The following is a 23,666-nucleotide window of genomic DNA, read 5'->3' on the forward strand; positions in this document are numbered from 1 at the left end:
GTCCGGGGCCGGACCGAGGTCTAGCATGACCGGGGTTTGCGTCCGGCCACCCCGGGCGCGACCCCCCTCCATCCCCCACCCTCAGGGAACGCTCTCGTGCTCCGACGCCTGACCCTCGCCTGCGCCACGGCCGCCCTCGCCCTCCCCCTCGCCGCCTGCGGTGGCAGCACTCCGGCCTCGTCGCCCGAGGCCGCCGCGCACCCCGGCTGGGCCGTCGTCGCCGAGCTCGTCTGCCCGTCGAGCGGTGACTCCGAGGGGTCGCTGGCCGACCACCGGATCACGTGCACGGGCGCCCAGGGCAAGCCTGTGGAGGCCGCGTTCTACGACCAGTCCGTCGAGCTCGACCGTCGCGTCAGCACCTTCGAGTGCAAGCCCGGCGTGAAGTCGGTGGCCGGCAAGGACTGGATGGTCCCGGCCGTCAGCGACGAGCAGGTCGTGGCCAAGCTGCTCGACGCCGGTGGCATCAACCTCTGCTGAGAGCCGGTCAGTCGAAATCCCGCAACGCCCGGTTCTCGATGTCGCGCAGGACCTCGTCGGCACTCGCCGCGCTCACGTCACCGCGTCGACGCGCGTCGAGCACGTGCCGGCGCTCGGCATCGCTGGCACGTCGCAGGACGGACTCGAGTGCCCTTCCCCGTCGGGCGTGCTCGTCGTCGCGCGCCCGGGCGGAGGCGATCGTCTCCTGCGCCGAGAGGTACCCCTCGTACTGCGCGATCGCGGCACGACGGACGTCCTCGTCGAGGGACGCCTCCTCCTGCCTGATCCGGGCCAGACCTGCCGTGGTGGCGCGCATCCGCAGCTGCGCGATCTCGGCCGTCTCGTCGACGTCGCTGCCGACGCGGAGGTACGTCGTCAGAGGGGTCAGCGTCAGGCCCTGCACGACGAGGGTGACCAGCACCACCACGAGTGCGACGGTGACCACCTCGTCGCGGGCGGGCAGCGGCTCACCCGTCGCGACGACGGTCGGCAGCGCGACGGCCGTGGCCACGGTGACGACACCGCGCATGCCCGCCCAGGCGACGACCGTCGACTCCCGCCAGCCGGTGGGCAGGGGGGAGTCGCGACGCCGGGCCCGAAAGCGGGCCAGCCACGCGGCCGGATAGATCCAGGCCGCCCGGAAGACGATGATCGTGCCGACCACGAGGGCGGCCAGACCCATGGTTCCCGAGCTCGTCTCGGTGGAGCGGATCACCGCGACGAGCTCGAAGCCCAGCAGCGCGAAGACGAGGCTGGTGATGAGGAAGTCGGAGAACGACCAGACGGCGCGGCCGAGGAGCCAGCCCGCCGAGGTGGTGGCGTCGTGTCCGAAGGTGCGCAGGTAAAGACCGAGCACGAGGACGGCCAGCACGCCTGACCCGTTGAGGTGCTCCGCACCCACGTAGGCGACGAAGGGCACGAGCACGGTCACCGTCGTCTCGGTGTAGCCGTCGTGGATGCGGCCCAGCACGATGGTGGAGAGATGTCCGAGCACGAGCCCGACCAGCACGCCGAGCACGACCGCCTCGACGAGATCGATCGCGATGTCAGCCCCCGTGATGTCGCCCGTCACCGCGGCCGCGATGGCGACCTTGTAGGCGACGAGGGCCGTCGCGTCGTTGAACATCCCCTCGCCCTCGAGGATGGTGACCAGCCGGTGCGGCAGACGAAGCCGACGAGCCACGGCCGTCGCCGCGACCGGGTCGGGTGGGGACACGATGGCACCCAGCACCCAGGCCACCGCCCAGGGCAGCCCCGCCGCGTGGGCCACGACGGCCACGACGGCCACCGTGGCCAGGGTCAGGCCGACCGCGAGCACGAAGACGGCACCGGCGTGCTCCCTGAACTCGTTGACGGTCGTGCGCTGGGTCGCGGCGAAGAGCAGCGGGGGCAGGACGACGGGGAGGATGAGAGCGGGGTCGAAGGACAGCGGGTTGGCCGGCGTCACCCACGCCAGGAGCAGGCCGAAGATCGTCAGCAGGACCGGCTGCGGCACCCGGATCCGGTCGGCCAACGGAGTGAGCACGATGATGCCAACCACCACCACGAGGGCCAGCACACGTCCGTCCACCCTCGCACCCTAGAACGAGGACGGACCCGCGCCCCGGTGCGCGAAGGGACCGAACCACGTGAGCACGGTGTTGACGACGACGAGTCCAGCCACGACCAGCGCCCACGCGACCGGCAGGACCACGAAGGCCGCACCCACCGCGCCACCGAGCACGACGACCTTCGTCAGGACGCCGAGCACGGGCACCTGCACGACGGCCCGTGGCGCCGCGAAGAGTCCCCAGAGGGTGACGGCGGCCGTCGGTACGAGGACCCCGCCGAGCACGTGGGCGACGGTGGTGGTCCCGAGCGTGGCTCCCCAGACCGCGAGCAGGACGACGGCCAGCACCTCGACGCCGAAGGCCACGACGTCATTCGCGTTGACGCCGGCGACGGAGCGCGCGGTCACGGGTCCGGCTCGTCGAGGAAGGCGTGCGTGAGGTCCGCGAGCTCGCGCGCCGACTCGGTGTTGACGAGGGCTCCGGCGCCGTCGATGACCTGGAGGTGGGCGGTCGGCAGGTGCCGCGACAGCTCCTGCGCGGCGGCGATCCCGGCCTTGTCCCTCGACCCGGCGACGACGAGCACGGGCGCCGTGACCGTGCGCAGCGACTCGGTGCCGTCGAAGCCCTTGAGCGCGTCGAGCACGGCGAGCATCCGCGGACGCGAGACCCCCGCGTCCACGAGCCGGCCCTCCGGCACGAGCCGCATGGCGAGGCGCTGCATCCGCAGCGCACCCCTGCCGGGCCGTACGAGCGCGCCGCCGAGGACGAGCCGTCCGACGAGCTCAGGCCGCTCGACGGCGAGGCGCAGCGCGACGCTCGCGCCGACCGACACCCCGACGAAGTCGGCCTGCCGCACGCCCTGCAGCTCGAGCTCGTCGGCGACGCCGGACGCTGCCGCCCCGAGGTCGAAGCCGACGGGGTCCTTGGGCTTGAGGCCCTTCATCCACGGCGCCGTCATCGGGCGTCCGGCGCCGTAGGCCGACACGAAGTCCTGCCACGCGATCGGCGACTGGCCGAGGCCGTGGAGGAGGACGAGCGGACGGGGACGGTCACCCGGGTCGGGAGCGGACGGCATACGAGAGCCCTTCAGCTCCAGTCGAGGACGACCTTGCCGCACTGGCCGGACCGGGCGGTCTCGAAGGCCTCCTCCCACTGCTCGGCGGGGAAGCGGTGCGTGATGACCTGCGCGACGGCCGACCGGAAGCGCTCGGACGTCGCGATCATCTGCGACATGGCGTACCAGGTGTCGTACATCTCGCGGCCGTAGATGCCCTTGAGCGTGATCATGTGGGTGATCACCTTGCCCCAGTCGAGCTCGTAGGACTGGTGCGGCAGGCCGAGCAGCGCGATGCGGCCGCCGTGGTTCATGTTGGCGATCATGTCGGTGACGGCCGGCGCGGCACCCGACATCTCGAGCCCGATGTCGAAGCCCTCCTTCATGCCGAGGTGGGCCTGCGCGTCGGCGAGGCTCTCGCGCGTCACGTTGATCGTGAGGTCGGCGCCGGCGTGCTCGGCGAGCGCGAGGCGGTAGTCGCTCGCGTCGGTGACGACGACGTAGCGGGCGCCCGCGTGGCGCGCGATCGCGGCGGCCATGACGCCGATCGGGCCGGCGCCGGTGATGACGACGTCCTCGCCGACCATCGGCCACTGCAGGGCGGTGTGGGTCGCGTTGCCGAGCGGGTCGAAGACGGCGCCGAGGTCGGGGTCGAGGTCGGCGGGCTGGATCCACGCGTTGCTCGCCGGGATGACGACGTAGTCGGCGAAGGCGCCGTCGCGGTTGACGCCGATGCCCTCGGTGCGGATGCAGAGGTGGCGTCGGCCGGCCCGGCAGTTGCGGCAGCGGCCGCACACGATGTGGCCCTCGCCCGACGCGCGGTCACCGATGGCGACGCCCGTGACGTCCTCGCCGACCTCGACGACCTCGCCGTAGAACTCGTGGCCGATGACGAGCGGCGGCTTGACGGTGGACTGGGCCCAGTCGTCCCAGCCCGCGAGGTGCAGGTCGGTGCCGCACAGGCCCGCCCGCAGGACGCGGATCTTGACGTCGGCGGGCCCGCACTCGGGCTCGGGACGGTCGACGAGCGAGAGGCCGGGGCCTGCGGTCAGCTTCGTGAGTGCGCGCACGGGGAGAGTCTGCCACTGCCGATAATGGGAGCGTGCCCCCCTCCGCCGAGAGCCCCGCACCGAGCCCCGCACCGGGCCCCGCACCGAGCCCCGCACTGAGCCCCCGGGTGGCCGCCGCCGTCGCGCGGCTGCGGTCCGCCGGTGAGCGCGTCACCCCGGCGAGGTATGCCGTCCTGCACGTCCTCGACGCCGCCGGCCTCGCCGACGAGCACCTCACGGCCGAGCAGATCGGCACGCGGGTGGCCGACGTCGAGCCGAGCGTCCACCGGGCCACCGTCTACCGCACGCTGACCTCGCTCGCCGAGACCGGCGTGCTCTCGCACGTCCACCTCGGCGGGTCGGCCACGGTCTACCACCTCGCCGACCCGGAGCCCGAGCACCACCACGAGCACGGGCACGCCCACGTCCAGTGCCACGTCTGCGGGCGTGTGCTCGACGTGGCACCGGACGTGTTCGACGGGGTCGCAGCGCGGCTGCGCGACGACCTCGGCTTCGTCCTCGACACCGGCCACGCCGCGCTGCTCGGCACCTGCCGCGACTGCCGGACCCCCTGACCGACCGTCAGACGGCCCGGAGGTCGAGGAGGTAGCCCTGGGCAGGGCCCATCACCGGGACCGGCAGCCCGACCCGGCTCAGGATGGCACCGGGCACGACGACGCCGTCGTCGCCGAGCGCCCCGTCCCACCAGGACGGCGGCGTGTTCTGCACGACGGCAGGGAGCCCGGCCTCGGGACGGACGCGGACGGCATACGACCGGCTGGGGTCGAGGCCCGGCAGGGGCAGCGCCCCGGTCACCGCGTCGCGACCGGTCACCAGCCTGGCGACCGTGTAGGCCGCCCGGCGGCGGTCCGCGTCGACCGTGCCCGTCACGAGCACGGTCCCGTCGGGGCTCTCGGACCGCACGAGGTCACCGGTGTGCAGCAGCGGCCGCAGCTCGCGTGCGAGCGCCGTCCACGCCGTCAGCGCCTCGAGCTCGTCGTCGGAGCACTGCGTGATGTCCCACTCGAGGCCCGCGTGGCCCTGGAGGGCCATGAGCATGCGGAAGCCGAGGTCGACCGTGCGGTGAGTCGTGTGCGCGGTCGCCGGGCCGACGTGGGTGCCCATGAGCTCCGCCGGCACGAGCAGGCTCGTCCAGCGCTGGATGCTCGCACGCTCGAGGGCGTCGTTGCAGTCGCTCGTCCAGATGCGGTCGGTGCGGTCGAGCACGGCGAGGTCGACGCGCGCGCCGCCACTGCTGCACGACTCGATCTCGAGCCGCGGGTGGCGGGCCCGCAGGTCGTCGAGGAGCCGGTAGAAGGCGAGCGTGTGCGCGTGCACGGCGGGGGCGTCGACGAGCCGACCGGACGGGCCGTCGACGGTGTGCACGGCCTCGAGGAGGTCGCGGTTGTGGTCCCACTTGATGTAGTCGATGCCGATGTCGGCGACGAGGCCGCTGATCCGCTCGAGCAGCTGGGCGGAGGCGTCGTCGTCGGTGAGGTCGAGCAGCTGCTGCCAGCGCCACTCGCGCGGCGAGCCGGCAGCCGGGCGCAGCACCCACTCGGGGTGCTCGCGGACGAGGTCGCTGTCCTCGTTGACCATCTCGGGCTCGAACCACAGCCCGAACTCGAGACCGAGGCCCTTGACGTGGTCGACGAGCGGGCCCATGCCGTCGGGCCACACGTCGGTCGAGACGACCCAGTCGCCGAGCCCGGCGCGGTCGTGCCGCCGGCCGCCGAACCAGCCGTCGTCGAGGACGAAGCGCTCGACCCCGATGCGGGCGGCCGTGTCGGCCAGGGACTTCAGCTGCTCGAGGTCGGTCTCGAAGTAGACGGCCTCCCACGTGTTGAGCACGACGGGGCGCGGGCGCGACGGGTGACCGGGACGGGCGCGCAGGCTGCGGTGCAGCCGTCGGGACAGGCCGTCGAGGCCGTCGGTCGAGTGGACGAAGACGACGGTCGGGGCGGCATACGACTCCCCCGGCGCGAGGCGCACCTCGCCGGGAGCAAGCAGCTCGCCGCCGCCGATGACGGCGTGGTGGCGCCCGGCGCCCTCGGGCAGCGCCTCGACGAGGTGCTCGTGGTTGCCGCTCCACGCGGTGTGCACGGCCCAGACCTCACCGGAGCGCCAGTCGAAGCCGGACGTCCCGGCCATCATCAGCAGGGTCGCGTCGTGCCCGGTGCGCCCGCGGCGTGACGCACGCAGGTGGGTGCCGTGGTCGAGTCGGCTGCGCTGCGGTGAGCGCTCGCGGCACCAGCGGCCGGTGAGGTCGAGCACCTCGTCGGCGCGCACGGGCAGCGGCAGGATCGCCCGCAGCGCCGACACGTCGAGGGGTGTGGTCTCGTCGCTCGTGTTGGTCACCGACGCGTCGACGCGGAGCACGCCGTGCTCGTCGAGCGCGTGCCGCACCTCCAGGCGTATGCCGTCCGGCGAGCTCGCACGCGTCACGACGGCGCCGTCCGCGGCCACGCACGTCACGTCGCCCCAGCGCACGGCGCCCGCGGCGCCGGCCCGGTGCCCGGACCAGCCGGGCGTGCCCGACCAGCCGTCGGCCTCGCCGGGCAGCACGGTGAGCGGCCACGGCACGTCGAGCGCGCTGTGGGTGACGGGGGCCCTCGTCACGGCGGACAGGGCGGCATACGTGCTCGCCCCGCCCTCGAGCGCGGGGCCCCAGTGGACCACCTCGGGCAGCCCCGAGCCGCCGGGACGCGGCTCGAGCACGAGCGCGGTCCCGGCGGACTCCAGGTGGACGGTGGACGGTGCGGACTGGTCGGTCAGGTCGGTCACGTCATCCCTTGGTCGCGCCGAGCGTCAGGCCGGCCACGAAGTGTCGTTGGAGCACGAAGAAGATGACCAGGGTCGGGATCGCGACGATCATCGACCCGGCGGCCACGAGGTTGTTGTCGGTGAAGAACTGGCCCCGGAGGTTGTTGAGCGAGCTCGTCACCGGGAACTTGTCACCCTGCTGGAGCAGCACCGTGGCCCAGAAGAACTCGTTGTAGATCCACGTCGTCTGCAGCACCGCGAGCGCAGCCAGGGCCGGACGGCAGAGCGGCAGCGTGATCTGGAAGAACTGCCGGCTCACGCTCGCACCGTCGATGACGGCCGACTCGTAGAGCTCCTTCGGCAGCGCCTTCATGTAGTTGCTCAGCACGAAGGCGCAGAAGCCGATCTGGAAGGCCATGTTGACGAGGATCAGGCCGACGAAGCTGTTGAGCAGGGTGCCCGAGTCGCTGATCCACAGCGGCACCTCGATGGCGCGGAACATCCGGTAGACCGGGATGAGGAGCGCCTGGGGCGGCAGCAGGTTCGCCGCGAGGAAGAAGCCCAGCAGCGCGAGGTTGAACCTGTACGAGAAGCGCGCCACGACGAACGCCACGCAGCACGACAGGAACAGGGTGAGGATGACCGCGGGGATCGTGATGATCGCCGAGTTCATGAAGTGCAGGCCGAAGTCGGCCTGCTGCCACGCGTTCGTGTAGTTGTCGAATGTGAAGCCGCCCCACGAGACGTAGCCGTTCTTCGCCGTGAAGGCGTAGTCGCGGAACGAGTTGACGAGGGCGAGGAGCAGCGGGAACAGCCAGATCAGCGAGATCAGGGTGAGCATGACCGGCAGCAGCCAGCGACGGCCGGACTGCGGGCCCCCCTCGCGCGGCTTGAGCAGTGCCTCGCTGCGCTCCTGGACCGGGTCGGCGGTGACGGACATGTCAGTCCTCCTTCATGGCGATGCGCAGGTAGACGAAGACGAGCACGCTCGAGATGAGCAGCATGATCGTCGCGAGCGCCGACCCGAAGCCGATGCGGCTCGCCTCGCCGACGACGTTCTGGGTCACGAGGGTCGAGATGAGCTCGAGGCCGTTGCGGCCCTTGTTGATGACCCACACGAGGTCGAAGGCACGCAGCGACTCGATGAAGGTCACGACGAGGACGATGATGTTGATCGGCCGCATGACCGGGAAGACGACCTTGAAGAACGTCTGCGACTCGCTGGCACCGTCGATCTTGGCCGCCTCGCGCAACGACGGGTCGACGCCCTTGAGGCCGGCCAGGTAGAGCAGCATGATGTAGCCCGCGTGGCGCCAGCTCGCGGCCACGAGCGCGGCCCACAGGTTGACGTTCGGGTCGCCGTACCAGTCCGTCGTGCCACCCGTGATCGCGTTGATCAGGCCCTGGTCACGCGAGTAGATCAGCTGCCAGATGAAGCCGATGAGGGCCAGGGACAGCACCACCGGGAGGTAGATGCTCGTCTGGTAGAACCGCGTGCCGGCCACGCCTCGGTCGACGAGCACCGCGAAGAGCATGCCGAGCGGGGTCGCGACGAGGAACATCACGGCGAGCCAGATCAGGTTGTGCTGGATCGCCGGCCAGAACGGCGGGTAGATCGTCGCGATGTCCCGGTAGTTCTGCAGGCCCACCGACTTGATGCCGGAGAGCGGCCCGATCCCGTCCCAGTTGGTGAAGGAGAGCAGGACCGAGCCGATCGCCGGCAGCCAGACGAGCCACAGGACGATGAGGGTCGGCACGATGACCATGAACGACACGACGACCTTGTCGCGTGTCGACAGCTGGTCGATACCTCTGTACTTGCGCTTGCTCGCCATGGCGGCTCGCCTCCCGTCAGGAACCGAAGATGCTCTTCTTCTGGGCCTCGATGCTGGTGAGGAGACCGTCGATGTCCTTCGGGTTCTTGATGAAGCTCTGAATCGCCGGGATCATCACCGTCGAGGCGAAGTCGGGGCGGGTGTCGCGGTCCATGAACTGCGCGATCGACTTGGCCGACTTCACGTACTCCAGCGACTTCTTCTGCAGGGCCGTGTAGCCGCTCGTGTCGGCCGTCTGGTTCGTGGCGATGACGCTCGGGTCGGCCTTGAGCGCGAGCAGCTGGGCCTCGGGCTCAGAGATGTACTTGAGCAGCTTCTTGGCGGCGCCCTCGTTCTTCGGCTTGGCGCTCATCATGTAGCCGTCGATGGGCGCCTCGATGGCGTCGGTGCCGATCGTCGAGTCGATCTCCGGGAAGGTGAAGAAGTCGAGGTCGTCCTGCTCGGCGCCCTTGCTGAACTGCTGGGCGAGGAAGGAGCCGAGGACGTACATGCCGGACTTCTTCTGCTGGAGCGACTGCGCCGCCTCCTGCCACGTGCGACCGAGCGAGTCGGCCTGGTGGAGGGGCAGGATGCCGGCCCAGGTGTCGAAGACCTTCTTGACCTTGGGGTCGGTCCAGGCCTCCTTGCCGGCCATCAGGCTGACGTGGAAGTCGTAGCCGTTGACGCGCAGGTTGATCTGGTCGAACGTGCCCATGGCGGGCCAGCCGTCCTTGTCGCCGAAGGCGATCGGGGCGAGGCCGTCCTTCTTCATCTGGGCGCCGAGGGCGTTGAGGTCGTCGAGGGTCTTGGGGACCTCGTAGCCCTTCTCCTGGAAGACGCTCTTGCGGTAGAAGACCGCCCACGGGTAGTTGGTGATCGGCACGAAGTACTGCTTGCCGTCGGCGGCGGTCGAGGCCTTCTTGAGGGCGTCGGGCATGCCGGTGATGTTCTTCCACACGTCGGAGATGTCGCCGACGAGGCCCTTCTCCGCGAAGAACTGCATGCGGTAGCCGGCGAACCACGTGAAGACGTCGTCGGGCGAGCCCTGCAGGTAGTTGTTGATGTTCTCCTGGAAGGAGTTGTGGTCGACGGTGTTGATCTTGACCGTCGTGCCGGGGTTCGCCTTGGAGAAGGCGTCCATGTAGGACTGGACGGCGGCCTTCGGCACGGCGTCCGACTGGTTGGAGCCGACGGTGACGGTGCCGGTGACGGCCCCCGTCGGCACGCCGGTGCTGCCCGTGCTGTCGGAGCTGCACGCGGCGAGGCCGCCCGCTCCGAGCAGGGTGCCGACGCCGAGGGCGCCGCGCAGCAGGGTCCGACGGTCGACGCCGCGGACGGAGGGGGGAACCATGCGGGCCAGGTACTCGGCCTCGCTCGAGGGGCGGGTCATTGCGGTCTCCTTTGACGCTGTGCCGGGTTCGTTGTCGACAGGAGGCGACAGAGTCGAACATCTGCCACCAGAAACCTTCAACAACAAACAGAGGATGTCGGCGCCCGGTGGCGCTGTCAAGGGATTCGTCCAGACCCACAGACGTCCGCGACCGAACCGAGACCTCGAAACAGCGCTGACCTCCGGTTTTACACCGTTGTAAAGGGATTCGCGCCCTCTGCGAGGCCACGTCGCCGGACGGCGGACATCGGCCCCTGCGGCGTCCCACAGCGCGAGACCGCCACGCGACGTCCGAACATCGCCACGTCCGATGTGTTTGAAATTGTTGACATCGCGTCGAACGAGGAGACACCCTGTGTCCCATGCGCTCATGGCCGACGAAGACCCTGGCACTCGGTGGCGACTACAACCCCGAGCAGTGGCCCCGCCACGTCTGGGACGAGGACATCGAGCTGATGCGGCGCGCCAACGTGTCGTTCGTCAGCCTCGGCATCTTCTCGTGGAGCTGGCTCGAGCCGGCCAAGGGCGAGTACGCGTTCGAGTGGCTCGACACGATCATGGACAAGCTCCACGCCGGCGGCATCGCCGTCGACCTCGCGACCGCGACCGCGACCCCGCCGCCGTGGCTCTCGGCCGCACACCCGGAGATCCTGCCGGTGGACGTCGACGGCCACACCCTGTGGCCGGGCAGCCGGCAGACGTGGTGCCCCACCTCGCCGGTCTTCCGCGAGTACGCCGTCGCCCTCACGCGGCAGCTGGCGACCCGCTACCACGAGCACCCGGCCCTCGCGATGTGGCACGTGTCCAACGAGTACGCGTGCCACAACCTGCCGTGCTACTGCGACGAGTGCGCCCGGCACTTCCGCACCTGGCTCCGACGTCGCTACACCACGCTCGAGGTGCTCAACGACGCGTGGGGCACGGCCTTCTGGAGCCAGCGCTACACCGACTGGGAGCAGATCCTCCCGCCGCGCCGGTCGACGACGTTCAACAACCCGACCCACGTGCTCGACTACAAGCGCTTCAGCTCCGATGCCCTCCTCGACCACATGTGGGCCGAGCGGGCCGTCCTCGACGAGCTCTCCCCCGGCGTCCCCGTGACGACGAACTTCATGACGCTCGACCACTTCCGCCACCTCGACTACTCGCAGTGGACCCCCACCGTCGACGTCGTCAGCACCGACCACTACATCGTCGACGCCCTCGAGCACCCGCGCGCCGAGCTCGCCTACAGCGGCGACCTGACCCGCGGCCTCGCGGACGGCGCGCCGTGGATGCTGATGGAGCACTCGACGAGCGCCGTCAACTGGCAGCCGACCAACCACGCCAAGGACTTCGGCCAGACGATCCGCGACGCCCTCGCCCACGTGGCCCGCGGCGCCGACACCATCGGCTGGTTCCAGTGGCGCCAGTCGCGCGCCGGCTCCGAGAAGTTCCACAGCGCCCTCGTGCCGCACGCCGGCCCCGACAGCGCCCGCTTCCGCGAGGTCGAGGAGCTCGGCCGCATCGCCGGTCGCCTCGGCGAGCTCGTCGGCAGCCGCGTCGACTCCCGCGTCGCGATCCTCCATGACTACCAAGCGATCTGGGCCGCCGAGGGGCCCTGCATGCCGAGCTCCGAGCTCGACGCCCTGACCGCCGCGCAGGCGATCCACCGGGCGCTCCACGACCGCGGGGTCACGGCGGACGTCGTGCACCCGTCGGCCGACCTCACGGCATACGCCCTCGTCGTCGTGCCGCAGCTCTACCTCGTCACCGACGCGCACGCGGCCGCCGTCTCCGCGGCCGCCGAGGCCGGCGCGGAGGTCCTCGTCACGTACTTCTCCGGCATCAGCGACGACAACGACCACGTCCGGCTCGGCGGCTACCCGGGCGCGTTCCGCGACCTGCTCGGGGTGCGCGTCGAGGAGTTCTTCCCGCTCGGCCCCGACGAGAGCGTCGCCCTCGCCCACGGCACCGGCACGTGGTGGAGCGAGGACGTCACCGCCCTCCCCGGCACCGACGTGCTGGCGACGTATGCCGCCGGGCCGCTCACCGGCCGACCCGCGGTCACCCGTCGCGCGGGCACGGGCAGCGCCGGATCCGCTTGGTACGTCAGCACACTCCCGGACGACACCACCCTGGGCGCCCTTCTCGACGACGTCCTGGACGCAGCCGGCGTCGAGCCGACGGTCGCGGACCTCCCCCGCGGCGTCGAGACGACCCGGCGCCGCGGCGGCGGCAGCTCGTGGCTCTTCCTGCTCAACCACACCGGTGCCGAGCAGACCATCACCGCAAGTGGGTACGACCTCGTCGCGGACGCCCCTGTCGACGGCAGCGTCCGCCTCGCCCCCGGTGGCGTGGCCGTGCTCAGGGAGGACTGACGATGCTCGCCAGCCAGCGGCGGTCCGTCATCCTCGAGCTCGTCGAGGAGTCGGGTGCCGTCAAGGTCTCGGACCTCGTCGAGCGCCTCGGTGTCTCGGACATGACGATCCGTCGCGACATCGAGCGCCTGTCGACCGACGGCCTCCTCGAGCGGGTCCACGGCGGCGCCCTGGCGCTCGGCGGCACCCGGAGCAGCGAGGAGCCCGGCTTCTCGGCGAAGTCCCTGCTCCAGCTCGCGCAGAAGCAGGCCATCGCCCGCGCTGCCGCGCAGCGGGTCGAGGTCGGCAGCGCCATCGGCATCTCGGCCGGCACGACGACCTACGAGCTCGCCCGCGCCGTCAAGGACATCCCGCAGCTGACCGTGGTCACCAACTCCGTGCCGGTGGCCCAGCTGCTCCACGAGTCGGGAGCGCCCGGCCAGACGGTCGTGCTGACCGGTGGAGTGCGCACGCCCTCCGACGCCCTCGTCGGCCCGGTCGCGGTGTCGGCCCTGCGCAACCTCCACGTCGACCTGCTCTTCCTCGGCGCGCACGGCGTCGACGGCCGCACGGGCCTGACCACACCCAACCTCGTCGAGGCCGAGACCAACCGCGCCCTCGTCGCGTCGGCCCGGCACGTCTGCCTGCTCGCGGACTCCTCGAAGTGGGGCACCATCGGCCTCAGCACCTTCGCCGACCTCGCCGACGTCGACCTGTTCGTCACCGACAACGCCTTCCCGGAGCGCGCGCGAGACGCTGCGCGCGAGAGCGTCGGCTCCCTCGAGATCGTGGAGGCATGATGCCCACCGACAGCCGGACGGCCGCCCGCTTCACGACGAGGCACCTCGCCGACGGGCGCGAGATCATCTACGTCGACGAGCCCGGCACGCCCGAGCGCACCGCCGTGGACCCGCGCCCGGTCGAGCCGCGCGTCCAGTCGGGCGAGCTGCGCCACGACGCCCTCGTCGACGACTCGGTGGCGGTGGCCGCGCACCGCCAGCACCGCACCTTCATGCCGCCCAAGGACGAGTGCCCGCTCTGCCCCGCCGGGCACGGCTCGGCGCCGTCCGAGATCCCCGAGCGCGACTACCAGGTCGTCGTCTTCGAGAACCGCTTCCCGTCGTATGCCGTCACCTCCCTCGGTGCCGACGTCCCCGACCCGACGGGGATCTTCGGCACCCGTCCGGCTGTCGGCCGCTGCGAGGTCGTGTGCTTCACGAGCAACCACGAGTCGTCGTTCAAAGACCTCCCCGTCGACCGGGTGCGCACCGTCATCGACACGTGGGCGCAGCGCACCGCGGCCCTCGGCGCCCTGCCCGACGTCGAGCACGTCTTCGCCTTCGAGAACCGTGGCCGCGAGATCGGCGTGACGCTCCCGCACCCGCACGGCCAGATCTACGCCTACCCCTACCTGCCCGACCGCACCAAGGCGCTGCTCGACGCGGCCCGCCGTCACCACGAGCGCACGGGCCGGCTCCTCGGCGCCGACATCCTCGCCGCCGAGCGCGCCGACGGCTCGAGGGTCGTCGTCTCGGGGACGCACTGGACGGCATACGTCCCCTTCGCGGCGCGCTGGCCGGTCGAGGTGCACCTCGCCCCCCACCGCGACGTGCCCGACCTCGTCGCGCTCGACGACGACGAGCGCGACGAGCTGGCCGTCATCTACCGCGACCTGCTCGGTCGCCTCGACCGCTACTACGTCGCCGAGGACGGCTCGCCCGTCACGCTGCCCTACATCGCCGCGTGGCAGCAGGCCCCGGCCAGGACCGGACGGGACGTCTCGCGGCTGCACCTGCAGCTCATGTCGGTGCTGCGCGGCCCGGGGCGGCTGAAGTTCCTCGCCGGCTCCGAGTCCGGCGTCGGTGGCTGGGTCAACGACGTGGCGCCCGAGAAGGCGGCCGCCCGCCTCCGCGAGGTCGCCCGATGAGCGAGCGCACCCCCGACGAGGTCGTCGAGTCGGTGTCGCGCGCGTTCGAGCGGAGGTTCGGCGACGCCCCCGCGGGCGTGTGGTCGGCGCCGGGCCGGGTCAACCTGATCGGCGAGCACACGGACTACAACGGCGGCCTGTGCCTGCCGATCGCCCTGCCGCACCGGACGTATGCCGCCGTGTCCCGACGCGACGACGGCGTCCTCCGGATGGCTTCCGCCCAGCAGGACGGCGTCGTCGAGGTCGCCCTCGACGACATCTCGCCCGAGCAGCCCGGTGGCTGGGGCTCCTACGTCGCGGGCGTCCTCTGGGCCCTGCGCCGCGACGGCCTCGACGTCGACGGTCTCGACGTCCTCGTCGACTCCACCGTGCCGCTCGGTGCGGGCCTCTCGAGCTCCGCGGCCCTCGAGTGCGCCGTCGCCGCGGCGGCGAGCGACCTCTTCGACCTCGACCTGCTCGGCTCGGCCGAGGGCCGCGCACGCCTCGCCGCACGCTGCGTCGAGGCCGAGAACGTCATCGCCGGCGCCCCGACGGGCGGCATGGACCAGTCGGCCTCGCTGCTCTGCGCCGCCGCCGCCGCGCTCCTGCTCGACTGCCGGTCGGGCGAGACGCGCCAGGTCCCCTTCGACCTCGACTCGGCGGGCTACGTCCTGCTCGTCACCGACACCAGGGCCGAGCACGCGCTCGTCGACGGGCAGTACGCCGCCCGGCGCGAGGCCTGCGAAGCCGCCGCCGAGGACCTCGGCGTCGAGACGCTGCGCGAGATCGACCCCGCCGGGCTCGAGGCCGCCCTGGGGCGGCTCGGGTCCGACGAGGTGCGGCGCCGGGTGCGCCACGTCGTCACCGAGATCGAGCGCGTCACGCTCACCGTGGCGGCTCTCGAGCGCGGCGACCTCGACGAGGTCGGGCGGCTCTTCGACGCCTCGCACGCGTCGCTGCGCGACGACTACGAGGTGTCGTGCGAGGAGCTCGACGTCGCGACGCAGACGGCCCGCTCGCACGGTGCACTGGGTGCCCGGATGACCGGGGGCGGCTTCGGCGGCTCGTGCATCGCCATCGTCCGCGCCTCCGACGCCGACGCCGTGACCGCGGCGGTCACGGCAGCCTTCGAGGCCGAGGGCTTCACGCCCCCGGTGTCGTTCACGGTGACCGCGTCGAGTTCGGCCGACCGCGACCGCTGAGGCTGCGCGCTCACTAGGGTGCGTCCATGACCTCGGCGACGCCGCCCGCGACGAGCCCCGCCCTGCCCGCTGCCGTGCGGCGGGGCTACGGCCTCGGTTCGGTGGCGACGGGGTCCTTCGGCACGGTGCCGGGGCTGCTCCTGCTCCCCTACCTCACCGACCGGCTCGGCGTGCCGGCCGCAGCCGCCGGGGTCATCGTCTTCGCCCCCAAGGCCTGGGACGTCGTGCTCAACCCCGTCGCCGGCCGCATCAGCGACCGGTCGACCCATCCCGACGGGCGGCGCCGGCCCTTCCTCATCCGCGCCGGCCTGCTGCTCGCCGCGGCCTTCGCCCTGCTCTTCCTCGGTCCGACCGCGCCGCAGTGGCTCGCGGCCGGGTGGGTCGCCGTGGCCTATCTCGCCTGCGCGACGGCCTACAGCTTCTTCCAGGTGCCCTACGTCGCGATGCCGGCCGAGATCACCGACGACTACGACGAGCGCACCCGGCTCATGACGTGGCGAGTCGCGATCCTCGCCCTCGCGATCCTCGTCAGCGGCGGGGCGTCACCCGCCATCCGGGACGCGTTCGGTCCCGACTGGGGCTACCGCGTCGTCGGCTTCTTCGTCGCCTCCCTCATCGCCCTCGGGGCGTTCGGCGCGTGGCGGGGCACCCGGTCGGCGCCGGTCCGCATGGGCGCGACGACGAGCGCCACCTTCGGCGACCAGCTGCGGATCATCCGCTCCGACAAGCCGTTCCGGCTGCTGCTGACGACGTTCGTCCTCCAGGCGCTCGCCACCGGGGCGATGCTCGCGGGAGTCGACTACGTCTCCCGCTGGATCATCGGCACCCCGCTGTCCGCGACGCTGCTCTTCGTCTGCTTCGTCGCCCCCGCCCTCGTCGTGACCCCGCTGTGGCAGCGCCTCGGGACGAGCCGGGGCAAGAAGCCGGGCTACCTCGTCGCCTCGCTCCTGCTCGGCGGCGGCGCCCTCGCCCTCGTGCTGCTGCGCTCACTGCCCGAGGGCCTCGTCTACGCGTGCGTGGCCGTCGTGGGCGTCGGCTACGCCGGCGCCCAGATGTTTCCGCTCGCGATGCTCGCCGACGTCGCGAGCCGCACGGAGGAGGCGCGCACGCGCGTCGGCCTCTACACCGGAGTGTGGACCGCGGGAGAGACGCTCGGCCTGGCGCTCGGACCGGCCACGTATGCCGCCGTGCTGGCCCTCGGAGGCTACGTGTCCTCCACGGGATCGACCGTCCCGCAGTCGGAGTCGGCCCTGGTCGCGATCGGGATCGGCTTCTCCCTCGTGCCCGCCGTCCTCGTCGCGCTCTCGTTCCTCTCCCTCCGAGCCTTCCCCTCCCCTGGTTCGATGTATTCCGCGATCACAGGTGACAGCCAGATACATCGATCCGAAGGAGATGGATCCCTGTGACGATGGACCACGACGAGATCCGGGACGCCCTGCAGACGATGCGCGCCCGCGACCTGCCGACCCACGGCGGGCGCACCCTCGCCTACGTCTACGACTCCGGCCTGGCCTCCGCCGACGCCATCGGCCGCGAGGCCCTCGCGGCGTTCGCGTCGACGAACGGCCTCGACCCGACCGCCTTCCCGTCGCTGCTGCAGATGGAGAACGACCTCGTCGGCATCGCCGGCCGACTGGTCGACGCGCCGGCGCGATTCGCAGGTGTGGTCACCTCTGGCGGCACCGAGTCGATCCTGCTCGCGGTCCTCGCCGCCCGCGACGCGCGGCCCGACGTCACCGCTCCACGGATGGTCCTGCCGACGACGGCGCACGCGGCCTTCCACAAGGCTGCGCACTGGCTGCGGGTCGAGCCCGTCCTCGTCGACGTCGACCCCGTGACGAAGCGCGCCGACCCCGAGGCGATGGCGGCCGCGATCGACGACCGGACGGTCCTCGTCGTCGCCTCGGCCCCGTCCTACGCGCACGGCGTCATCGACCCCGTCGCGCCGATCGCCGCAGCAGCCGCGGCCGCCGGGGTGCGCTGCCACGTCGACGCGTGCATCGGCGGCTGGGTGCTGCCACACCTGCGCGACTCCGAGCCCGGGCAGCCTCCGTGGACGTTCGCCGTCGAGGGCGTGACGAGCCTGTCGCTCGACCTGCACAAGTACGCCTACACCCCCAAGGGCGTCTCGGTGCTGCTCCATGCGTCAGCCGACCTGCGCCGCGCGCACCTCTTCGCGTCGGCCCGCTGGCCGGGCTACACGATGCTCAACACGACGGCCCAGTCGACGAAGTCGGGCGGCCCGGTGGCCGCGGCCTGGGCGGTCGTGCACCACATCGGCGCGGACCGCTACACGTCGCTCGCCCATGACGCGCGCACGGCCACGCTCGACCTCGCAGCCGCGGTAGACGGCATACCCGGCCTGTCGGTGGCGGCTCCCCCGGACTCGACGCTGCTCTCCCTCGTCACCGACGGCTCGTGCGACGTCTTCACGATCAGCGACGAGATGCTCGACCGTGGCTGGTTCGTCCAGCCGCAGATGCGCTTCCGGGACCTGCCGGCCACGCTGCACCTCACCTTCAGCGCGGCGACGGCGTCGTCGTCCGACCTCATCGCGACCGACCTCGCCGCCGCGACCGAGGCGGCCCGCGCTGCCGGCCCGGCCACCCCGCCGGCCGAGCTCGTCGCGATGGCCGCCGCCATCGACCCCGCGACCCTCGACGAGGCCACGTTCGCGGGGCTGCTCGCCGCCGCGGGTCTCGCGGGTGGCGACGGCGGGCTCGTGCTGCCCGAGCGGATGGCGCCGGTCAACGCGCTGCTCGACGCCCTGCCGACGGCCCTGCGCGAGGTGCTCCTGCTCGGGGTCGTCGACCGGCTGGCCCGTCCGACCGGGGACAACGGAGGCGGCCACCCCGGGCAGGGATGACCGCCTCTCGTGCGGTGCTGGAGATCAGGCGGGGATGATGAGTCCCTTGGTGGCCTTGGCGCGCTCGAGGCGGGCGGCGACGTCCTCCCAGTTGACGAGGTTCCACCAGGCCTTGACGTAGTCGGCCTTGACGTTCTCGTACTGAAGGTAGAAGGCGTGCTCCCACATGTCGAGCTGGAGCAGCGGGATCTGGCCGACGGGGATGTTGCCCTGCTGGTCGAACAGCTGCATGATGTGCGGCCGCTCGGCGAGGGTGTCCCACGCGAGGATCGACCAGCCGGAGCCCTGGATCGCGTTGGCGTTGGCGTTGAAGTGCGCCTGGAACTTCTCGAAGCCACCGAAGTACTCGGTGATCGCCGCGGCGACCTCACCCTCGGGCTGGCCACCACCGTCGGGGCTCATGTTCTTCCAGAACACCGAGTGGTTGGTGTGACCGCCGAGGTGGAACGCGAGGTTCTTCTCCACACCGTTCACCGCGGCGTAGTCACCCGAATCGCGCAGCTCCTCAAGCTTGGCGACGGCGGCGTTGGCGCCGTCGACGTAGGCCTTGTGGTGCTTGCTGTGGTGCAGCTCCATGATGCGGGCGCTGATGTGGGGCTCGAGGGCGGCGTAGTCGTAGTCGAGCTCGGGAAGCGTGTAAGCCACTTGTCGTTCCTTTCTGGAGACCATCCGGCTCCGACCACTCTATGCCGCACCGGAACGGCGTCGACAGGGTGTCCGTGAGCACGGGCTGTGGGTCACGTACCCACTTGGCCCACCCTCCGACTTCAACCCGACTTGAGGTCAAACGGCGCAGGTCACGCACGTCCGAGGAAGGCCTCGAGCGTCTCGACCACGAGCCGGTGGTCCTCGCGCTGCGGCAGGCCGGACACGGCGATGGTGCCGACGCAGCCCACGTCGCGGACGATGACCGGGAAGGCACCACCGTGGGCGGCATACCCTGCCGGGTCGAGGCGCGAGCTCTCCTCGAAGGTCTTGCCGGCGGCGCGGAACTCCTCGCCGACGTAGAGGGACGAGTGGCCGTAGCGGTCGACGACGGCGCTCTTGCGCTCGAGCCACCCGTCGTTGTCGGCCGTCGCCCCGGGCAGCGCCGCGTGGAAGAGGCGCTGCCCGTTGCGGCGGATCGAGATCGCCACGGGCGACCCTGCGGCCCGGGCCGCGTCGCGCAGCGCGACGCCCAACGCCCATGCCGTGTCGTCGTCGAAGCGGTCGAAGACGAGTCGCGCCTCCTGGGCGGCCAGCTCGTCGAGCACCGGGTGCTCGGTCACGCGCGGGCGATCCGCCGGAACGCGAAGCCGACCAGGACGAGGACGATGCCCACGCCGAACGCCATGAACGCGACGCCGAAGGCCAGGACCGACGTGAAGAGCGAGGCGCGCAGGAACGAGCCGGTCATGACGACCTGACGGTTCGGGTCATCCTTGGGCAGCTCGGCGTACGTCTTGCCGCCACTCGCCGCGAGGGCGTGCTTCTCGATGGTCTCGGCCTCCGAGTACGCGGTCCAGGGCGAGTTCACGGGCTGCCCGGCGAACCTCGCGGCGTCCTCCGAGACAGTGATCTTCTCGCTGGCGAGCTGGGACTGCACCTGGAACCAGGTGATGCCCCCGGCCAAGGCCATGATGACGCCGATGACGATGATGATCGTCCCGATGAGGGCGACCGAGCGGAGTCGGTCGGACGTGGCGGTGATGCTGGGGCTGACGGTGCTCATGCGGACCTCCGAGGGGGTGAGTTGTCTCGAGCCGTGCACGCGCCGCCCATCCGAAGCGGCTCACGTCCACGCTAGGGCCTCAGCCCCGGACGCGGGGCCGGATGCGAATCATGTTTCGGTTCAGGCGAGTCCGAGCAGGTCGCGCACGTCGTCGGCCGTGATCGCACCGGACAGCGAGCCGCCCTCGTCGACGACGCGCTGGAAGAGGTCGCGCTTGCGCTCCTGGAGGGCGACGACCTTCTCCTCGATGGTGCCCGTCGAGACGAGGCGGTAGACGGTGACCGGGCGGCTCTGGCCGATGCGGTGCGCGCGGTCGATCGCCTGGGCCTCAGCGGCGGGGTTCCACCACGGGTCGAGGACGTAGACGTAGTCGGCCTCGGTGAGCGTCAGCCCGAAGCCGCCGGCCTTGAGGCTGATGAGGAAGGCGACGGCGTCGCCTTCGCGGAAGCCGCGCACGACCGCCTGACGGTCGGTCGTCGACCCGTCGAGGTATGCCGTGTCGAGCCCCGCGCGTGTCAGCGCGGCCTCGACGAGGCGCAGGAAGCCGGTGAACTGGCTGAAGACGAGGGCCCGGTGGCCCTCGGCGGCGAGCTCGCGCAGCTGGTCGACGAGGAACTCGATCTTGGCAGCGGTCGCCTTGCCGGCGTGGACCTCGTCGACGAGGACCGGGTCGAGGGCGAGCTGACGCAGGCGGGTGAGCGCGGCGAGGATCGCGACGCGGTTGGACTCGGCGTCGTCGAGCAGGCCGAGGACGCGCTGCCGCTCGCGCTGGAGGTGCTGGTCGTAGATGTGCCGGTGGACCGGGTGCGGGTCGAGGGCCATGACCTGGATCTGCTTGGGCGGCAGGTCGATCGCGACCTGCTCCTTGGTGCGGCGCAGCATCAGGGGCCGGATGCGCCGGCGCAGCAGGTCGAGCAGCTCGGGCCGCTCGCCGGACTCGATGGGCTTGCGATAGTTCTTGGTGAAGACGTCGGGCCGCGGGTAGAGCCCCGGTGCGGTGAGCGACAGCAGCGACCAGAGGTCCATGAGGGAGTTCTCGAGGGGCGTGCCCGTGACGGCGACCGTGAAGGGCGCCCCGAGCCGGCGCACGGCGACGTGGGTCTTGGCCTGCCGGTTCTTGACGAACTGGGCCTCGTCGAGCACGACCCCACCCCAGCGGACGGCGTGGAAGGCGGCGTCGTCGAGGCGCAGGACGGCATACGAGGTGATGACGACCTCGGCACCGGCCACGGTGTCGGCGAGGGTCACCCCGCGCTTGCGCTCGGTGGCGGTGACCGCGACCGCGGACAGGTGCGGCGCGAAGGTCTCGAGCTCGCCCATCCACGTGCCGACGACGCTCGTCGGAGCGATGACGAGCACCGGACCACGGGACTCGTCACCCGCGTCACCGAGCTCGCCGCGGTCGCGCGCGCGGACGAGGGCCGCGATGACCTGGAGCGTCTTGCCGAGGCCCATGTCGTCGGCGAGGATGCCGCCGATGCGGGCGTCCCAGAGGCGCGCGAGCCAGCGGTAGCCGTCGAGCTGGTAGGGACGCAGGGTCGCCCGGAGGTCGGGTGGCACCTCGGCGAGCGGGCCGGACTCGAGCGACCCGAGGGCCTCGACGTTGGCCGCCCATCGCGCGCTCTGCTCGTCGACGACGCCGAGCGCGACCAGCTCGTCCCAGAGGTCGGCGTGGTGGGCGCTGAGGCGCAGGCCGCCGGTCTCGGGGTCGGCGATGTCGCGGGCCTCCTCGATGAGGTCGCGCAGCCGGTGCAGCTCGGGACGGTCGAGCCGGAAGAAGGCGCCGGAGTCGAGGAGCATGATCTCGTCACCCCGGGCGAGCGCACCGAAGAGCGGCTCGAAGGGCACGTCCTCGCCGTCGACCTCGACGGACACCCGCAGGTCGAACCAGTCACCGGGCTCAGCCTGCTCACGCCGCTCACCGGCGCCCAGCCGGACGACCGGCGCCGACGTGACCTCCTCGTAGTCGGGGACGTCGCCGTCGACCTCGACCGTCACGTGCTCGTCGGCCTCGAGCAGCGGCAGCGTGTCGACGACGAACCGGGCGGCGGCAAGCCCGGTGAGCACGACCCGGGGCACGAGGTAGGCGTGCCCCCCGAGGTCGGCGCGGAGGGCTCCGGGCACCGAGCGCAGCGACGTCGCGGCCTGGACCGCTGCGGACTCGGCGTCGCGGTCGCGACCGCCGACCGTGCCGAAGCGCGCCGTCGTGAAGGGCCGCGGCGTGCCGTCGTAGGCGTGCCCGAGGTCGAGGCGCAGCTCGCCGGGCACGTCGCTGACGACCCGGACGTGGACCGTGACGACCTCGGGCTCGACGTCGTCGGGCAGCTCGGGCGCGGGCAGCGGCACCTCCGACCGGACGCGGAGGCGCTGCCGCAGGCCGGGCACGACGGAGCGCAGGAAGCGCCCCCGCTCGTCGGCGGGCACGCGCAGTCCGGCGAGCGCGGAGGCGAGGGCCCCGGGACCGAGGTCGAGGTCCTGGTCGAGCGGCACGAACGTCAGCGAGGCGTCGTCACCCTCGACCGCGACGGCGTGGACGGGGTCGCCGAGGAAGAGCCGCTCGCCGGTGGCCCCGGCCGGCATCCCCTCGATGTCGACGTCGAGGTCGAGGTCGCCGCTGCCGTCGGGGGCCCGCTTGACGAGGAGCACGAGGGCGGCGTCGTCGGCGACGTGGACCGGGCCCGTGACGCCCTCGCCGGGCAGGACCTCGATGCCGGCCGCACGGGCCTCGCGCAGGAGCGGCCAGACCTCGGGACTCGCGTCGAGCGAGAGCGGCGGCGTCGACGAGAAGTAGGTGGTGCCGCCCGAGCCGTGTCGGGCGACGTCGTGCAGGCGTCCCATGATCCGCTCGTGCTCGGGCAGGAAGCGGATGCCGGCGCGCCACTGGGGCAGCGCGTCGTGCCACGAGAGCGTGCGGTGCCACGTGCCGGCGCGGGTCCAGCGGGTGGGCCTCAGGCCGTAGCTGAGCTCGGGCACCCCACGCCGGCCGCGCGGGTCGCGGTAGACGGTGTCGACGAAGAGGCCCGCGGGCATGAGGTCGCCGCGCGGCTCGGGGCGCCCGGCGGCGGGGGACGGCTCGACCGCGCGCGGCCGGACGTGGCCGAAGACGTCGGACCAGTGCGGCGGCACGACGAGCGGGACGGATGCCTCGGCGACCGGCTCGGCGGGGACATCACCGTCGGCCGCGGGTCGTGGCTCGACGACCTTGCCCTGCGCGACGTCACGCGCTGTGAGCATGAGGGCCACGACGTGCTTGCAGTCGGCCGCGACGGGGCAGCTGCACCGCCCGCTCCACAGGTGCGAGCGGCCCTTCGGGTGCGGTCTCGCCTCGACGATCGTCTGGTAGGTCTCGCTGCCGCTGCCCTCGATGGTGCCGAGCAGCATCATCCCGTCGGGGCGGGTGGCGAGCGAGCGGACCCGACGCTCGACGGCATACGCCTGCCCGCGCTCGAAGGTGCGCGTGCCGACCTGCTGGGCGATGTCGGGGTCGGTGACGTCAGCCACCCACGTCGCCCGACCCACGCTCCACACCACCTGAGCACTCTACG

General features: G+C 71.9%; 20 protein-coding genes. 8 read left to right on the forward strand and 12 right to left on the reverse strand.

Annotated elements, in window-relative coordinates; all coding sequences use genetic code 11:
* Window positions 1-96: 96 nt before the first annotated feature.
* Complete coding sequence (locus tag ASG96_RS22285) at window positions 97-477, forward strand: hypothetical protein (RefSeq protein ID WP_056751464.1); 381 nt, start codon at window positions 97-99, stop codon at window positions 475-477.
* A 7-nt stretch (window positions 478-484) separates the two neighbouring features.
* On the opposite strand, the gene ASG96_RS22290 is transcribed toward ASG96_RS22285, so the two are convergent.
* From ASG96_RS22290 to tdh, 4 genes are read right to left on the reverse strand one after another with little or no spacing between them, the layout of a single operon-like run.
* Window positions 485-2,047 carry a Na+/H+ antiporter gene (locus ASG96_RS22290; RefSeq protein WP_082591971.1) on the reverse strand — a complete coding sequence of 521 codons (1,563 nt, stop codon included), beginning with the start codon at window positions 2,045-2,047 and terminating at the stop codon, window positions 485-487.
* Between the two features lie 9 nt (window positions 2,048-2,056).
* On the reverse strand, window positions 2,057-2,434 hold the full coding sequence (locus ASG96_RS22295) for a YrdB family protein (protein WP_057589440.1): 378 nt from the start codon (window positions 2,432-2,434) through the stop codon (window positions 2,057-2,059).
* Window positions 2,431-3,102 (reverse strand): alpha/beta fold hydrolase, encoded by a 672-nt coding sequence (locus tag ASG96_RS22300; RefSeq protein ID WP_056751456.1) that lies wholly within the window; start codon window positions 3,100-3,102, stop codon window positions 2,431-2,433. The genes ASG96_RS22295 and ASG96_RS22300 overlap by 4 nt, the downstream gene beginning before the upstream one ends.
* Before the next feature lie 11 nt (window positions 3,103-3,113).
* Window positions 3,114-4,151, reverse strand: coding sequence for an L-threonine 3-dehydrogenase (gene tdh, locus ASG96_RS22305; protein ID WP_057589441.1), 1,038 nt, complete (start codon window positions 4,149-4,151; stop codon window positions 3,114-3,116).
* Between the two features lie 32 nt (window positions 4,152-4,183).
* On the opposite strand from tdh, the gene ASG96_RS22310 reads away from it, so the two are divergent.
* The gene (locus ASG96_RS22310) at window positions 4,184-4,705 is read left to right on the forward strand and encodes a Fur family transcriptional regulator (protein WP_235506365.1); all 522 of its coding nucleotides are present in this window, start codon (window positions 4,184-4,186) and stop codon (window positions 4,703-4,705) included.
* A gap of 7 nt (window positions 4,706-4,712) precedes the next feature.
* Here the strand turns inward: ASG96_RS22310 and ASG96_RS22315 are convergent, their stop codons facing one another.
* Genes ASG96_RS22315 through ASG96_RS22330 form a run of 4 tightly spaced genes read right to left on the reverse strand, consistent with a single transcriptional unit; the run spans window position 4,713 to window position 10,097 of the window.
* Window positions 4,713-6,914, reverse strand: a complete 2,202-nt coding sequence (locus tag ASG96_RS22315; RefSeq protein ID WP_082591972.1) for an alpha-galactosidase — start codon at window positions 6,912-6,914, stop codon at window positions 4,713-4,715.
* 1 nt (window position 6,915) lies between these two features.
* Complete coding sequence (locus ASG96_RS22320) at window positions 6,916-7,833, reverse strand: carbohydrate ABC transporter permease (RefSeq protein ID WP_200958521.1); 918 nt, start codon at window positions 7,831-7,833, stop codon at window positions 6,916-6,918.
* Between the two features lies 1 nt (window position 7,834).
* Window positions 7,835-8,728 carry a carbohydrate ABC transporter permease gene (locus tag ASG96_RS22325; RefSeq protein WP_056751446.1) on the reverse strand — a complete coding sequence of 298 codons (894 nt, stop codon included), beginning with the start codon at window positions 8,726-8,728 and terminating at the stop codon, window positions 7,835-7,837.
* A gap of 16 nt (window positions 8,729-8,744) precedes the next feature.
* Window positions 8,745-10,097, reverse strand: a complete 1,353-nt coding sequence (locus tag ASG96_RS22330) for an ABC transporter substrate-binding protein (protein ID WP_056751443.1) — start codon at window positions 10,095-10,097, stop codon at window positions 8,745-8,747.
* A 362-nt stretch (window positions 10,098-10,459) separates the two neighbouring features.
* On the opposite strand from ASG96_RS22330, the gene ASG96_RS22335 reads away from it, so the two are divergent.
* The 6 genes from ASG96_RS22335 to ASG96_RS22360 are packed head-to-tail and all read left to right on the forward strand — an operon-like array spanning window position 10,460 to window position 18,410.
* Window positions 10,460-12,457: a beta-galactosidase gene (locus ASG96_RS22335; protein ID WP_057589442.1), complete on the forward strand. Its 1,998-nt coding sequence runs from the start codon at window positions 10,460-10,462 to the stop codon at window positions 12,455-12,457.
* Window positions 12,458-12,459: 2 nt separating this feature from the next.
* Window positions 12,460-13,236, forward strand: a complete 777-nt coding sequence (locus ASG96_RS22340) for a DeoR/GlpR family DNA-binding transcription regulator (protein ID WP_056751438.1) — start codon at window positions 12,460-12,462, stop codon at window positions 13,234-13,236.
* A complete protein-coding gene (gene galT / locus ASG96_RS22345; protein WP_056751435.1) occupies window positions 13,236-14,363 on the forward strand; it encodes a galactose-1-phosphate uridylyltransferase in 1,128 nt (375 codons plus the stop codon). The genes ASG96_RS22340 and galT overlap by 1 nt, the downstream gene beginning before the upstream one ends.
* Entirely contained in the window at window positions 14,360-15,544 is a 1,185-nt protein-coding gene (galK, locus tag ASG96_RS22350; RefSeq protein ID WP_057589443.1) for a galactokinase, read from the forward strand. The genes galT and galK overlap by 4 nt, the downstream gene beginning before the upstream one ends.
* Before the next feature lie 26 nt (window positions 15,545-15,570).
* On the forward strand, window positions 15,571-16,950 hold the full coding sequence (locus tag ASG96_RS22355) for an MFS transporter (RefSeq protein ID WP_057589444.1): 1,380 nt from the start codon (window positions 15,571-15,573) through the stop codon (window positions 16,948-16,950).
* Window positions 16,951-16,952: 2 nt separating this feature from the next.
* Window positions 16,953-18,410, forward strand: a complete 1,458-nt coding sequence (locus tag ASG96_RS22360; protein WP_057589445.1) for an aminotransferase class V-fold PLP-dependent enzyme — start codon at window positions 16,953-16,955, stop codon at window positions 18,408-18,410.
* Window positions 18,411-18,434: 24 nt separating this feature from the next.
* Here the strand turns inward: ASG96_RS22360 and ASG96_RS22365 are convergent, their stop codons facing one another.
* From ASG96_RS22365 to ASG96_RS22380, 4 genes are all read right to left on the reverse strand, one after another.
* A complete protein-coding gene (locus ASG96_RS22365) occupies window positions 18,435-19,055 on the reverse strand; it encodes a superoxide dismutase (RefSeq protein WP_235509274.1) in 621 nt (206 codons plus the stop codon).
* Window positions 19,056-19,207: 152 nt separating this feature from the next.
* On the reverse strand, window positions 19,208-19,678 hold the full coding sequence (locus tag ASG96_RS22370; RefSeq protein ID WP_056751421.1) for a heme-degrading domain-containing protein: 471 nt from the start codon (window positions 19,676-19,678) through the stop codon (window positions 19,208-19,210).
* Window positions 19,675-20,121 (reverse strand): hypothetical protein, encoded by a 447-nt coding sequence (locus ASG96_RS22375; RefSeq protein ID WP_056751418.1) that lies wholly within the window; start codon window positions 20,119-20,121, stop codon window positions 19,675-19,677. Before ASG96_RS22375 ends, ASG96_RS22370 begins: the two co-directional genes overlap by 4 nt.
* A gap of 120 nt (window positions 20,122-20,241) precedes the next feature.
* Window positions 20,242-23,652: a DEAD/DEAH box helicase gene (locus tag ASG96_RS22380; RefSeq protein WP_235509275.1), complete on the reverse strand. Its 3,411-nt coding sequence runs from the start codon at window positions 23,650-23,652 to the stop codon at window positions 20,242-20,244.
* Window positions 23,653-23,666: the final 14 nt, after the last annotated feature.

Source organism: Terrabacter sp. Soil810, from assembly GCF_001429645.1.
GTDB lineage: Bacteria > Actinomycetota > Actinomycetes > Actinomycetales > Dermatophilaceae > Terrabacter.